Origin of the sequence: Pectobacterium punjabense (assembly GCF_012427845.1) — a bacterium.
Lineage (GTDB): Bacteria > Pseudomonadota > Gammaproteobacteria > Enterobacterales > Enterobacteriaceae > Pectobacterium > Pectobacterium punjabense.
In genome coordinates this window covers 495,176-508,900 of sequence record NZ_CP038498.1, presented here as the reverse complement: position 1 = coordinate 508,900, position 13,725 = coordinate 495,176, and the positions used below count along the sequence as shown (strand labels likewise).

Annotated in this window: 11 protein-coding genes, 1 tRNA gene and 1 pseudogene; 6 read left to right on the top strand and 7 right to left on the bottom strand. The window is 49.0% G+C overall.

Features of this window, described 5'->3' with window-relative positions; translation table 11 throughout:
* Positions 1-212: 212 nt before the first annotated feature.
* The 3 genes from E2566_RS02330 (at position 213) to E2566_RS02320 (ending at position 4,343) form a co-directional block, all read left to right on the top strand.
* Positions 213-1,400 carry an amino acid permease gene (locus E2566_RS02330; protein WP_240618633.1) on the top strand — a complete coding sequence of 396 codons (1,188 nt, stop codon included), beginning with the start codon at positions 213-215 and terminating at the stop codon, positions 1,398-1,400.
* Positions 1,401-1,441: 41 nt separating this feature from the next.
* Positions 1,442-2,623: a cystathionine beta-lyase gene (gene metC / locus E2566_RS02325; protein WP_107169460.1), complete on the top strand. Its 1,182-nt coding sequence runs from the start codon at positions 1,442-1,444 to the stop codon at positions 2,621-2,623.
* A 694-nt stretch (positions 2,624-3,317) separates the two neighbouring features.
* Positions 3,318-4,343: an alcohol dehydrogenase catalytic domain-containing protein gene (locus E2566_RS02320; protein WP_107169459.1), complete on the top strand. Its 1,026-nt coding sequence runs from the start codon at positions 3,318-3,320 to the stop codon at positions 4,341-4,343.
* A gap of 101 nt (positions 4,344-4,444) precedes the next feature.
* Here E2566_RS02320 and E2566_RS02315 read toward each other — a convergent pair whose 3' ends face one another.
* Positions 4,445-4,927, bottom strand: coding sequence for an OsmC family protein (locus E2566_RS02315; RefSeq protein WP_107169458.1), 483 nt, complete (start codon positions 4,925-4,927; stop codon positions 4,445-4,447).
* Positions 4,928-5,012: 85 nt separating this feature from the next.
* Between E2566_RS02315 and E2566_RS02310 the strand changes: the two genes are divergently transcribed.
* Positions 5,013-5,984, top strand: coding sequence for a GlxA family transcriptional regulator (locus E2566_RS02310; protein WP_107169457.1), 972 nt, complete (start codon positions 5,013-5,015; stop codon positions 5,982-5,984).
* 613 nt (positions 5,985-6,597) lie between these two features.
* Here the strand turns inward: E2566_RS02310 and E2566_RS21755 are convergent.
* From E2566_RS21755 to lptF, 6 genes and pseudogenes are all read right to left on the bottom strand, one after another.
* Positions 6,598-6,723, bottom strand: a pseudogene (locus E2566_RS21755) (Arm DNA-binding domain-containing protein); the annotation flags it as partial.
* 246 nt (positions 6,724-6,969) lie between these two features.
* Positions 6,970-7,137, bottom strand: a complete 168-nt coding sequence (locus E2566_RS02305) for a type I restriction-modification enzyme R subunit C-terminal domain-containing protein (protein WP_205946022.1) — start codon at positions 7,135-7,137, stop codon at positions 6,970-6,972.
* Between the two features lie 280 nt (positions 7,138-7,417).
* Positions 7,418-8,680: a tyrosine-type recombinase/integrase gene (locus tag E2566_RS02300; protein WP_107169456.1), complete on the bottom strand. Its 1,263-nt coding sequence runs from the start codon at positions 8,678-8,680 to the stop codon at positions 7,418-7,420.
* A gap of 199 nt (positions 8,681-8,879) precedes the next feature.
* A tRNA-Leu gene (locus E2566_RS02295) sits at positions 8,880-8,964 on the bottom strand.
* 219 nt (positions 8,965-9,183) lie between these two features.
* Positions 9,184-10,260 (bottom strand): LPS export ABC transporter permease LptG, encoded by a 1,077-nt coding sequence (lptG, locus tag E2566_RS02290; protein WP_107169455.1) that lies wholly within the window; start codon positions 10,258-10,260, stop codon positions 9,184-9,186.
* The gene (gene lptF, locus E2566_RS02285) at positions 10,260-11,375 is read right to left on the bottom strand and encodes an LPS export ABC transporter permease LptF (RefSeq protein WP_107169454.1); all 1,116 of its coding nucleotides are present in this window, start codon (positions 11,373-11,375) and stop codon (positions 10,260-10,262) included. The genes lptG and lptF overlap by 1 nt, the downstream gene beginning before the upstream one ends.
* 282 nt (positions 11,376-11,657) lie before the next feature.
* Here lptF and pepA point away from each other — a divergent pair, with 282 nt between their 5' ends.
* Both pepA and E2566_RS02275 read left to right on the top strand, forming a co-directional pair.
* On the top strand, positions 11,658-13,169 hold the full coding sequence (gene pepA, locus E2566_RS02280; protein WP_005973662.1) for a leucyl aminopeptidase: 1,512 nt from the start codon (positions 11,658-11,660) through the stop codon (positions 13,167-13,169).
* A gap of 104 nt (positions 13,170-13,273) precedes the next feature.
* Entirely contained in the window at positions 13,274-13,723 is a 450-nt protein-coding gene (locus E2566_RS02275) for a DNA polymerase III subunit chi (protein ID WP_005973664.1), read from the top strand.
* Positions 13,724-13,725 lie beyond the last annotated feature (2 nt).

Here is a 13,725-nt window from a genome sequence, read left to right as displayed (position 1 = left end):
TTGCCGATCGCTTCGTTAAAGAATAGGAGTACAGGAGAATATTTTTCTGTAATGGCGATGTCCCTACGAGAGTATTTATGGTTTATCTGACGCCATAAATATACTTCTCTTTTGAGAGGTTTAAAATAATGATAAATATTGAAAAAGCAATGATTAAGGTCAGGGTGCCATTCACGGCCTATGATCTCGGATGGGTTGTACTGTGCATCGGTATGGCGATAGGTGCAGGTATTATTTATATGCCAATACAAGCAGGCGTAAAAGGTATTTGGGTGTTTGTTGCATCGATAGGATTGAGTTACCCAGCAGTCTACTGGCTGCAGGATTTATACCTTAAAACATTAACTCAGACTCAAACCTGTGACAGTTATGCCGAAATTATTACGCAATACCTAGGGAAAAACTGGGGGGGGTTGCTAGGGATTGCTTATTTTTTAATGCTGTTAATGGGTATTCTTAATTATGCAATGAGCTTGGTAAATGATAGCGCTGCATATCTTCACAGTTATCACATCACCGAGTCATTTTTATCTAAAACAGCATGGTATCCTTTGATTGTATTAGGAATAATGGTATTGGTTGCTAATCAAGGAGAAAGATGGCTTTTCCGAATTTCTGGACCAATGATTTTCTTTAAGGTTGCGGTTATTGTCTTCCTGGGAATAGTGATGGCCCCTCACTGGAGTTTTAGCAATATATCTGCATTCCCTCCTGTCATGGCTTTTCTTCGTGATGTCCTACTGACATTGCCATTTACACTATTTTCCATTCTATTTGTTCAGATCCTCAACCCAATGAACATCGCTTATCGAAAGGTTGAGTCAAATCCTGTGATTGCGTCAATCCGGGCGATTCGCGCCACACGTATTGCCTACATCGTGCTGGTGATAAGCGTACTGTTCTTCGCATTCTCCTTTAGTTTTGCCATAACCAAAGAAGAAGCCGTATCGGCACTGGATCAAAACATCTCTGCTCTGGCTCTTGCCTCGCAAATTATGCCAGGGAATATGGTGAATATTCTCTCCGTCACGCTGAATATTTTTGCAATATTAACTGCATTTTTTAGTATTTACCTGGGGTTTAAGGAAGCCGTCATGGGATTGGTAGTAAATATGATCTCACGTCTTTCTGGTAACGGAGATATTAATAGAGGGTTACTATCTACAGTTATTGCCTTTACGATTGTCATATTCCTCTGGGTTTGGGTACGTTTTAATTTCTCAGTGATGCTACTCATGCAAATTGCCGGCCCAGTATTTGGCCTCGTGGCCTGTTTAATTCCTTTTTATCTTGTGAAAAAAGTACCTGCACTGGAAAACTTGCGTGCCAGTAAGAATTACTATGTTGCTTTTTATGGCATCCTTCTGTGCATCTCTCCTTTCTTAAAATTTGTAGAGTAATCGTGGTCTTGCAGTCGAGATCATAAATAATGGACGTAAATATGAAAAATACGAACAGCCAGTTCCTAAAGTTATCAACCCGCTTAACGCAACTGGGGCGAGATACGCGTGAACAGCATGGATTTGTTAATAGCCCTGTCTACAGAGGATCAACCGTTGTATTTGAGACCGTCGAAGACTTGGAAAATAACCGGGCTGCCTTTGCTTACGGCACACTGGGTACACCAACAATTAAAAACCTGGAAGATGCCTGGACTGAACTAGCGGGGGCAGCCGGGACAGTCATGTCGCCTTCAGGCCTCGGTGCTGTCGCGTTAGCATTACTGGCGACGCTTAAGGCAGGCGACCATCTGCTAATGCCGGATTCTGTTTACCGGCCAACACGAAACTTCTGCGATCTCACATTACAAAAGTTTGGTGTCACGACCACGTACTACGATCCAATGGTAGGAGAAGGAATTTGTGAACTGATCCGCCCAGAAACTACAACTATTTTCCTGGAGTCACCTGGCTCCCAGACCTTTGAGATTCAGGATGTTCCATTAATAACCAACATCGCGCGTAACAGGAATATCAAAACGATTATTGACAACACCTGGGCAACGCCGTTGTTTTTCCAGGCTCATCGCCATGGCTGTGATATCTCCGTAGAGGCAGGAACAAAATATCTCAGTGGCCACTCTGACTTGTTGATGGGGATGGTGAGTGCGAATGCGGAAACGTGGCCGGCGTTGCGTGCAACCTACGACAGCATGGCGATGCTGCCTGGCGCAGAAGATTGTTTCCTTGCCTTACGTGGGTTAAGGACACTGCACATCCGCCTAAAAGAGGCAGAAGATCGGGCGCTGAAAATTGCTCACTGGCTTGCCCAGCAGTCTGAAGTAAAAGCCATTCTTCATCCTGCGTTTGCAAGCTGCCCGGGGCATGAGATCTGGAAACGGGATTTTACTGGATCGTCAGGATTATTTTCCTTTGTTCTCGATCCAGCCTTCAGTAAAACCGCAGTAACCCGGATGCTTGACGGTATGCAACTGTTTGGAATGGGATATTCTTGGGGCGGGTTTGAGAGCCTGATCATCCCCTTCGACTGTAGGGAATATCGTACTGCAACGACCTGGAAAAAAGAGGGGGAAACCCTCCGCCTTCAGATAGGTCTGGAAGATATTGATGACTTAGTCACCGATTTACGTCACGGGCTTGATCGGCTGCACTTCCCGGCATAACCACACTGTACTGAGCGCATGTCGCCAAAATTTGCTCCCCCACCCACAAGTGGCCGGGGAATTGCTCGGTACTGAGATATAATAGATTTTCAGGTTGTAGATTGGCCGCGGAAATGGGGGCTACGGATTATTCATATCGATGACAGGGGGGCTGCGTTTAGGATGCGTTATCACCAGATTCATTCAGTTGATAATGACGGATGCGATCATTGGACAGTGATAACGTCATTACTGATTGTTTCCCCTCTAGCACGTGACTCCATGACTAGCGTAGCATCGGCACCTAGAAAGTCCCAAACAAAGTATGTCGCACTCTGTTTTTCTGACTGCTGGAAAAGGAAATATGCCCTGTTTGGATTTATTGGGCCAACGTTTGATGCTTGACAGGCACCAGGGTACGCGAAGCGACGGTGGTTATACCTAACTCGCTGGGGTGACTATTTTTGCAAATAGGCTAGGCATCCGCATACAGGATTTGTTAAAGGTCGAGTGGCCGTTCACCCGATCGCAACATCGTGCGGCTTGTCTTTACCGACCGGTCATTCTGTACCGTAAAGCCTGTAAAAATGACGGGCCTTGGAGTCACCGTCTGACCAGAATCGTCAGTGAAACGTCGAATGTATTTTCAGCCTATCTGGTTGGTGTCATTGGTTACGCCAGAGCAAGAGTCCGATAAGTAGTGTGGGGATAAAGTATGAAACAGACATATAAGTCGATGCAGGTCACACGCCCTGGTCAACTGGAGATGGTGGAAAAAAAGCTTCCTGAGCCCGGTCCAGGCGAGGTGCTGATAAAAGTCGAAGCCTGTGGTGTTTGCGGAGCGGATTCCGGCGTCATCGACGGTACGGAAAAGGGCGTTGAATATCCGCGCGTTCCCGGCCATGAAGTGGTCGGTACGATCTGCAAAATATCAGGCCCACTACCTGCCTGGCTGAAACCTGGGCAGCGGGTCGGCGTTGGGCGTTTAGGCGGCCACTGCAATGCCTGCGAACAATGCCGGCTCGGCCACTTTAACCTTTGTGAAAACCAGCCGGTTACGGGTAGTTCACGTGACGGAGGTTACGCCGAGTATATGCTGGTACGTGAAACGGGGCTGGTAGCGATTCCTGACGACTTGTTATCTGTAGAAGCCGCACCGCTACTTTGCGCCGGGATCGCGACATTCAATGCGCTAAAGAAATCCCATGCACAGGCTGGCGATACGGTTGCTATTCAAGGGATGGGGGGCCTAGGGCATCTCGCAGTGCAATATGCCAGAAAGATGGGGTTTCGCGTGATTGCGATAGGGCGAGGCGAAGATATTGCGCACGAGATTATCGAGCTCGGAGCACATTACTTCATTGATACGCGTAAGCAAGATGCAGTGGAAGCGATTAAGGCACTTGGCGGCGCGAAAGTAATTCTGTCGACCATAACAGACAGTCATTCCACATCGCCTCTGTTATCTGCGCTAGTTCCGCAAGGATGCATGATGATCGTCGGAGTGGGAAAAGAGCCTCTGACTTTTATCCCGGGTTTGTTGGTTGGGCGGGAATTAATAGTAAACGGCACCATAACCGGTACGGCCATTGAGTTAGAAAAAGCACTGAATTTCAGTCTGCTTACGGGAGTGCGAGCGAAGTTGGAAACGCGTGCTCTTGCGTATGCGCAAGAGGCCTTTGAGAAAATGCGCAGCGGGCAGGTTAAGTTCCGTATGGTACTCACTATGGATCATACCTGAACGAATCATAGATTAAAATTGAATCAGTATAAAGGTGCCCGTTTTTCAGTTCGATGTTAGCAACCTTAGCAACCGGCACCATGTGGCCTCGGTGCGCCGTGCTATTTCTGGATCATGACTTCACCATTGACGTTAAACACAAATCCCGAGTTGCGAAGTATATTGCCAATCATGCATGATTTTTCTGCCGAAACGATCAGTTTCGCTGCCGTGTCGATCCCCTCCTGACTTGTTTCTGAGGATACGGTAAGCAGAACGCTATGAGCAACACCGATCCCCGCCTCTTTAGACTCCGTGCCTTTAGTCTTCACTTCTAAATCAACAACCTGGATCTTCCTTGCTTCAAGCATACCGATGAGAGTCATGGCATAACACGCAGCGGCAGACGAAATTAAGAAAGTGTTAGGCTCGGCTCCTGCACCGCTTCCGCCAAAACTCGCGGGTATCGCGATGCCAACATCCAGATCATCTCCCTGAATTTTCCCGTTCCCCTTCAATGTGCCGGTCCAAGTTGTTTTAAGCTCTGTGTTTAGTTTTGCCACGATTAAATTCTTCCGTTTGTAAAGTTGAACCGGCATTGTCATGCACAAATATTTTCCTCGCCACTGGCCTTAACATCTATTTTCGCTATAATTGGGCCAAAATATTTTTTACTCCGTCAGCGTTTGAATGAAAACAATTAAAGTTGCCGTGCTTGCCTTCAACGGCGTCAGTTTGTTCCATCTGTCTGTTCCTGGCATTGTATTTGGTGTCAATCCCGTGCCCACAGGCTTACCGCCTTATGAGGTATTCTACTGTGCACCAGAACCTGGGCGAATAACGTGCGATCAGGGGATGGAAATTGATGTTCCCAGTTGCCTGGATGCGATGGCTGATGCCGATATTGTCGTAGCCCCTTCATGGAAACATCCTGAGATCATTGCGCCGGTTGCTTTAACGGACGCTCTTCGAAAGGCGCATGCAGGTGGCGCACAAATTGTCGGACTGAGTCTCGGGACGTTCGTACTGGGCGATGCTGGTTTACTTGATGGTAGGCAGGCAACGACACACTGGGCATACAGAGAACTTTTTGCCAGACGATTTCCGGCCTCTAAATTTCATCCGGATGTACTCTATCTCCGAGACGGAAATATCACCACGTCAGCAGGCACCGTAGCAGCCATAGACTGCTGCCTTAACATCGTTCGTGAGCGACACGGTGCTGGTGTAGCCAACCGAGTGGCCAGACTTCTTGTCACTCCTCCTCACAGGCAGGGAGGACAAGCTCAGTACATTGAAAAACCGGTACCTCAGTTGCCGGGGGAAGGTCGTCTCTCCGGCGTGATGGACTGGGCCAGAGAACATCTGGCCGAACCTATTCTGGTCGACGAACTTGCTGATGCTGCGAGGATGAGCCGCAGAAATTTTACCAGGCGTTTTCGTGAAGTGACGGGGACGACTGTCAAAAAATGGCTTACGGCAGAGCGGATAAGCAAAGCTCAACAGCTTCTTGAAACTACGGAGCTTTCCATAGAACAAATAGCGATGGAAGTCGGGTTTGGAACATCGCAGTCTCTGCGACAGCACTTTACTGTCCAAATGCACGTATCTCCCTCATTCTACCGAAGCGCATTTAATAATGGTCAATTAGCTACATTGTAAACAGTAGAAAAAACCTTGAAAGCTTTATAACATGTTATTAATGCTGCGATACTTTGCTCAGTGCCCGCTCGACGTCATATACGAGGAGCAACTGGAAGTTACGGTGGATTTTTTAGAGACTGTAATTTAAATTGTGTAATTGTCTGTTTTATAATGAAGTAAAGGCCAAGGGCGGCTATATTATCAGCCGATTCGAGGATAGCACCTTTGAACTCGGTGAAAAAAATGAATTAAATAAAAATTTTAATATCAATTAAATATAAATAAATCTATTGAGTAAGCAATAGAAAAAATAGCATACAGCGATACCATTTTGCACTACTTCGTTCGTAGTCTCTGTGAGAAAACGGCTAATTTTCTCGGATATCAGAACTGGCCAGGCTTATTACCCGGTCTTATACCAATCGGATTATGAATTTTATCCCTACAATACGTTATATCCAATAAACTTCAAGGCGCAGATTTGATATCCTGAAAATTATCGTAAATTCGAGGTTTATTTTATTACCTATTTCTGGCCGCGTACGGATGAAAAAATTGGATATCGCATCTCGAAACTCGCGGATATTTTTAAAATAACGGTTATTCCGCGGATGCTCATTCATCACTCTCCATACTTCAAACGCCAATATTTGGCTCCGTTCGGATTTGTCAGAAAATAAAGACCTGCGCCGTCAGTGAGTTTGTACTCTTTATCTTGTCGCTTGGCGGTTCCTATCTGTCGAGCATTAAGTCGCATGCTGGGGGCCCTAATGGTCATTGAACAAGAAGAGCCCCATATAGGCCCTTAACATCGACTTGATTTCCAGTATGCTGGGTTGACTTCAGTGGAGATCAGCGACAGAAAGTCCTAGTGGTACCAATGAATATAACGGGGTTTTGTTGAATTCGGTAGGGTCTAGGAGAACTTAAAGTGGTACACCCACAAGGGAACTTTTCCGCTGGCTTCAGGCGGTGATGGCTCGTCGTTTAATCAAGCCTGTTTTTATTCGGATATGTCGTAGAGCGCCAGTTCCTGTACAGCTTGGGTATACTGTTCTACGCCACCAAAAATTCCCCGCCGGATTTGTGTTTTGCTACCAAATTGGTCAAAAGGCGGCAGCTCTAACACTTTGGCATCTTCTATGTCTTGCTCACCGTACCTAACGAACACATCGCGCTTTTTTACGTTGTTGGCTCGTTCATGACTAGTAAACGGCTTCTGCTCAAAAGCACATGATTAACCAAGTCAAACACGTAAAACTAGCTGCTACTATTGAAGCATACTGCTGTAAACTCCAATAGTACGCCACGCGTTGCTCATTCTTCTAGCACTGCTTATATGCTAGGTACAGCTCAAGATACTGGGGATGGTTATACGTTCAACGAATAGTGTTCCTATCCATATAAGCAAGCTGTAACTCGATCAAACCAGAGTTACAATCTGTTATTTATTATGCATTAGCCGCCAGCTTCCCAAAATCAAACGCACTCACCGCCTTCTGCCGATTAGCATCCAGATAATCCGCCCACCATTGCAGCATTAGCCTACGCTCATCCAGGTGCTCCGCCTTATGGATATACGCCGCTCGTACTGAGTTACGTTCCATATGGCTCATCTGCCGTTCCACTGCATCCCTCGACCATAACCCCGACTCAATCAGCGAGCTACAGGCCATTGTCCTGAAGCCGTGTCCGCAGACTTCAACCTTCGTGTCATACCCCATAACCCGCAGCGCCTTATTCACCGTGTTTTCACTCATCGGCTTACACGGATCGTGATCGCCAATAAAGATCAATTCATGGTTGCCGCTGAATTGCTGTATTTGCTTCAAAATAACCAACGCCTGACAAGAAAGCGGCACCAAATGCGGAGTACGCATTTTTGAGCCACGATGAGAGTGCTTCACACCCTCTATCGGTTTTCTCTCAGGAGGGATAGTCCACATTGAGGTTTCAAAATCGATTTCCGACCAACGGGCAAAGCGCAGTTCGCTGGAGCGGATAAAGATCAGTAGTGTTAATTCGACCGCCAGACGCGTTAATGGTCTGCCAATATAACTATCAATTCGCCGAAGCAATTCGGGAGTATGCTTTAATTCCAGTGCAGGGCGATGTTGCCGGTTGCTTGACGCTACGGCACCCGCCATTTCTTGTGCCGGATTGTAGTCAATTAATCCGCTTTGTACCGCATAGCGCATTATTGCGGTTGTACGTTGCTGAAGTCGTGATGCGACTTCGAGGCGGCCTGACTGTTCCACTGCCTTGATGGGCGCAAGCAGATCACGCGTTTTGAGCTCAGCAATGTTGCGTTTACCAATAGCGGAGAAAAGATTATCTTCCAGACTTTTCAGCACGCGGCGACTGTGCTCTTCCGACCACTTTTTATTGGTGGCGTGCCACTCCCGAGCTACAAACTCAAAAGTGAATACCGCCTTCGCCTGTTCTTCTTGTACCGCACGTTTTTGCTCACGCGGATCAATACCCGCAGCGACCAATTTTCTTGCGGCTTCACGCTTCTGTCTGGCATCAGCCAGTGAAACTTCGGGATAGACGCCAAACGCCATCAGGTGCTGTTTACCACCGAAGCGAAAACGAAAGCGCCAGTATTTTGAGCCGTTGGGATGGATCAGCAAAAACATGCCGTCGCCATCAACCAGCGAATACTCTTTTTCCTCGGGTTTAGCAGAACGTACCTTGGTATCTGTCAGGGCCATGATGGTTATCCTTCCATAATCCTGCTGTGAGTATATAGGCAATATCGAACCAGCATATATACTCGGTTCTATACTCACAAGCAGATTGATGTGGGTGGAGTCAGATTGACTTCCGTTGACAGAAAATTCGGGTGAAGCCTTGTGTGGCGCGGATTTTAGACATAAAAAAAGACCTCAGTTGAGGTCTATTTACATACTATGGTGCCGAAGGCCGGACTCGAACCGGCACGTATTTCTACGGTTGATTTTGAATCAACTGCGTCTACCGATTTCGCCACTTCGGCACAGAAGTAGTATGCGGAAAACGGGTGCATTATACCGTTTGATGGCTCACGCGCAACGTTAATCCACTCTACACTCGGCTAAGTGCTGAAAAAATCATCTTTAGCAACGCGTTATGGCTACTTTGCCGTCAATATTGTGTGGTATGAACGTTTTAGCGAACAATAAAAAAGCGCCGAGGGTTCATTCGCACGGCGCTTCTTTCTAAGACTCGTTGAGTTCTATCGCCGTTTCAACAGCAAGGCCACGCTGATGAATAAAAATACCGAGCTAGGCAACACCGCGCCCAATATCGGTGGAATACCATAAACCAGGCTAAGTGGACGGAAAATCTCATTCAGCAGGTAGAAGAGAAAGCCGAAGCTGATCCCTATCACGATACGTGAACCTGCTGACACGCTACGCAGCGGGCCAAAGATGAAAGAGACTGCCATAAGCATCATCACCGCCACCGAGACCGGCGCAAAGATCTTACTCCACATATTGAGCTGGTAGCGGCTTGATTCCTGACCACTCTGTTTCAAGTATTTGGCGTAATCATGCAACCCACGAATCGATAACGCATTAGGTTCCAGCGCCACCACACCCAGTTTATCCGGCGTCAGGTTGGTTTTCCATTCGCCACTGAGCGTCTGACTGCCACCAATTTGTTTGCCGTCGCTCAAATCAGATTCATCAACTTGCGAGAGATTCCAGACATTCCTGTCCTTATCAAACTCAGCGGAGGCCGCGTAGCGTACCGACAGGAGTTTGTTCCGATCGTCGAAGTGATAAATGTTGACGCCAGACAGCTCTTTATCGCCGACTACCCGTTCAATATAGATAAAGTCATTACCATCTTTTGCCCACAGTCCGCCCTGCGTAGAGATCATCGACCCACCGGAGATCATCTGAGAACGGTAATTACGCGCCATCTGCTCCCCTTGCGGAGAAACCCACTCACCAATCGCCATCGTCAGCAATACCAGTGGGATCGCTGTTTTCATCACGGCAGTCGCGATCTGCAAGCGGGTGAAACCTGAAGCCTGCATCACCACCAGCTCGCTGCGGGTCGCGAGCTGACCCAATCCCAGCAGCGCACCGAGTAGTGCAGCCATAGGAAAGAAAGTCTCAATGTCTTTTGGGACGCTAAGCAGCGTATACAGCCCCGCGCCCAGCGCCGAATACTCGCCCTGCCCGACTTTACGCAGTTGGTCGACAAACTTGATGATGCCGGAGAGCGACACCAACATGAACAATGTTGTCATGATGGTGGTGAAAATCGTTTTACCGATATAGCGGTCTAATACACCAAACATCAGGCCGCTCCTTGGATTCTAAGGGGACGGGGCTTAAAGCGAGCGCGCACTTTGCGCATCGGCACGGTATCCCATAGGTTAAGCATCACCGCGATGCCAAAGTACATCAGGTTGGTCAACCAGACCCATACCATCGGATCAATTTTCCCTTTACTGGCGTTAGAACGCAGCGAGCTTTGCAGCAGAAAGAAGATCAGGTACAGCAGCATCGCAGGCAGCATACTCAGCACCCGTCCCTGACGTGGATTCACCACGCTCAGCGGCACCACCATTAGCGCCATGATCAGCACCGAAATAATCAACGTCAGCCGCCAGTGGAACTCTGCGCGCGCATCGTGCGCATCCGAATGCCAGAGGGTTGACATATCCATTTGCTGCACGTCGCTATTATTTAGCGTCACGCTCTGGTGGCCAATCACAGCCTGATAGTTGGTGAAATCCGTGATACGGAAGTCGCGCAGTAGCGCAGTGCCTTCGTAACGCGATCCGTTATCCAACGTCACAACCTGCGCCCCCTCTTCGTTTGGCGTGATATGACCACGATCGGCCACGACAACAGAAGGTCGTGCGTTACCGCTGGGCCGCAGCTGTGCCAGAAAAACGTGCTGAAACTCCGATCCTTTCACATTGCCGACAAACAGCACCGCATTGCCACCTTGTGCAGATTGGAACTGTCCTTCTACCAAGGCGGCCATGCCAGGATTGGCTTTCGCTTCTGCCAACACTTCTTCCTGATGCCGTGACGACCACGGGCTGAGCCACGTGACGTTAATCGTTGCGATGATGGCAGTGAATACAGCCAAGGCCAGCGCGGCTTTCAGCAACACGCGTTTGCCTAATCCGCAGGCGTGCATGACGGTGATCTCGCTTTCCGCATAGAGGCGGCCAAACGTCATCAATACGCCAAGAAACAGACTTAATGGCAGGATGAGCTGCACCATCTCTGGCACGCCCAATCCCAACAGGGAGATAACCAAATTTGTCGGGATTTCACCATCAACAGCGGCGCCCAATATCCGTACTAATTTCTGACAAAAGAAAATCAGTAGCAGAATGAAAAGGATCGCCAGTTGGCTCTTAAAGGTTTCCCGTACCAGATATCGAATGATGATCACGCTTAATTACGCCTGTGAAAACTTGTCTTTTTGCAGGAAAATCGATAGTTTCTTCGCTAACGCGCCATTTATACTCATTTTTGGCAGCCCTCTTAGCTAAGACTGTATTACAACACATTGCGTTTGAGCAGTTGTATCAGAACCTGCTTATAGTCACCAAAACAGGTTCGCTACGTCGTTAAGATTAACACAGGTTATGTTAACGCAACGGCGGGAAAGTATTACGGAGTGTCACATTCTAGCCGTTGCCCCCGCCTTTGTCTTTAAGATTCAGGAGAGTACATGGAGTTCAGCGTAAAAAGCGGTAGCCCGGAAAAACAACGCAGTGCATGCATTGTCGTCGGCGTGTTTGAACCGCGTCGTCTGTCCCCTATTGCCGAACAACTCGATAAAATCAGCGACGGCTATATCAGCGCGTTGCTTCGCCGTGGTGAATTAGAAGGCAAAGTGGGGCAATCACTGCTCTTGCACCATGTACCTAACATTCTTTCCGAGCGCATTCTTCTGATTGGCTGCGGTAAAGAGCGCGAACTTGATGAACGCCAGTACAAACAGGTGATTCAGAAAACCATCAACGCTCTCAACGAAACCGGTTCGATGGAAGCTGTCTGCTTCCTGACTGAGCTACACGTGAAAGGCCGTAATACGTACTGGAAAGTGCGTCAGGCGGTCGAAACCGCAAAAGAGACGCTGTATACCTTCGATCAGCTCAAAAGTAACAAGGTCGAGCTGCGCCGTCCGCTACGCAAGATGGTATTCAACGTGCCGACGCGCCGTGAGCTGACCAGCGGTGAACGCGCCATCCAACATGGTCTGGCGATTGCTGCGGGTATCAAAGCTGCGAAAGATCTCGGCAATATGCCGCCGAATATCTGTAATGCCGCCTATCTGGCGTCGCAAGCACGTCAACTGGCCGACACCTACAGCCAAAACATCATCACACGCGTGATTGGTGAACAGCAGATGAAAGAGCTGGGCATGAATGCCTATCTGGCCGTGGGTCAGGGCTCGCAGAATGAATCGCTGATGTCCGTGATCGAATACAAAGGCGATCCGAACCCGGAAACTCGCCCGATTGTACTGGTCGGTAAAGGTCTGACCTTCGATTCCGGCGGCATCTCCATCAAACCTGCCGACAGTATGGACGAAATGAAATACGACATGTGCGGTGCGGCAACGGTCTACGGTGTGATGCGTATGGCGGCCGAGCTGGCGCTGCCATTGAATATCGTCGGCGTACTGGCGGGTTGTGAAAATATGGTCGATGGGCGCGCATACCGTCCAGGCGATGTGCTGACCACGATGTCCGGCCAAACGGTAGAAGTGCTGAACACCGATGCGGAAGGTCGGCTGGTCTTGTGTGATACACTGACCTACGTTGAGCGCTATGAGCCGGACGTCGTCATTGACGTCGCGACGCTGACGGGTGCATGCGTGATTGCGCTGGGGCACCACATCACCGGGCTGATGGCGAACCACAATCCGCTGGCGCACGAGTTGTTGAGCGCGTCCGAACAATCTGGCGACCGAGCATGGCGTCTGCCGCTGACCGACGAATTCCAGGAGCAGTTGGAATCCAATTTTGCCGACATGGCGAATATTGGTGGTCGCCCTGGCGGTGCAATTACCGCAGGCTGCTTCCTGTCACGCTTTACGCGTAAGTACAGCTGGGCACATCTGGATATCGCGGGTACTGCATGGCGCTCTGGCAAGGCCAAAGGCGCAACGGGTCGTCCGGTCGCACTGTTATCACAGTTCCTGCTTAACCGCGCCGGACAGAACGACGTAGAATAAGGCTTTCGCGTCAGTGCGATGGCCTTATCATGTCATTGTCGTCTTATGGGCCGGACTTCCGGCCCTTATCACTTTCTGGCTCTTAGCACTCAATAGTGTAAACAATGAAAAACGCAACGTTCTATCTTCTCGAACACGACAGCAAAAGCGGTGAGCTCAGCGCCCATGAGGCACTGGCATGCGATCTGGCGGCAGAACGTTGGCGAGCAGGAAAGCGCGTGTTGATTGCCTGCGAAGACGAGCAGCAGGCTATCAGGCTGGATGAAGCATTATGGCAGCGCGATCCCAACGCGTTCGTGCCACATAATCTGGCAGGCGAAGGGCCGCGTCACGGCGCACCGGTCGAGCTGGCATGGCCACAGCGACGTGGTAATGCACCACGTGACCTGCTGATCAGCCTATTGCCGCAGTTCGCAGATTTTGCCACCGCTTTCCATGAAGTGATAGACTTTGTCCCTTACGAAGAATCCTTAAAACAGTTGGCGCGCGACCGCTACAAAACCTATCGCAGCGTCGGCTTCCAATTGACCACGGCTACGCCGCCAACTCACTGAAT

What these genes read in the sequence shown, in the direction of transcription:
- E2566_RS02330 (WP_240618633.1), top strand. Translation starts at nt 213, where the DNA reads ATGGCGATAGGTGCAGGTATTATTTATATGCCAATACAAGCAGGCGTA.
- metC (WP_107169460.1), top strand. Translation starts at nt 1,442, where the DNA reads ATGAAAAATACGAACAGCCAGTTCCTAAAGTTATCAACCCGCTTAACG.
- E2566_RS02320 (WP_107169459.1), top strand. Translation starts at nt 3,318, where the DNA reads ATGAAACAGACATATAAGTCGATGCAGGTCACACGCCCTGGTCAACTG.
- E2566_RS02315 (WP_107169458.1), bottom strand. Translation starts at nt 4,927, where the DNA reads ATGACAATGCCGGTTCAACTTTACAAACGGAAGAATTTAATCGTGGCA.
- E2566_RS02310 (WP_107169457.1), top strand. Translation starts at nt 5,013, where the DNA reads ATGAAAACAATTAAAGTTGCCGTGCTTGCCTTCAACGGCGTCAGTTTG.
- E2566_RS02300 (WP_107169456.1), bottom strand. Translation starts at nt 8,680, where the DNA reads ATGGCCCTGACAGATACCAAGGTACGTTCTGCTAAACCCGAGGAAAAA.
- lptG (WP_107169455.1), bottom strand. Translation starts at nt 10,260, where the DNA reads ATGTTTGGTGTATTAGACCGCTATATCGGTAAAACGATTTTCACCACC.
- pepA (WP_005973662.1), top strand. Translation starts at nt 11,658, where the DNA reads ATGGAGTTCAGCGTAAAAAGCGGTAGCCCGGAAAAACAACGCAGTGCA.
- E2566_RS02275 (WP_005973664.1), top strand. Translation starts at nt 13,274, where the DNA reads ATGAAAAACGCAACGTTCTATCTTCTCGAACACGACAGCAAAAGCGGT.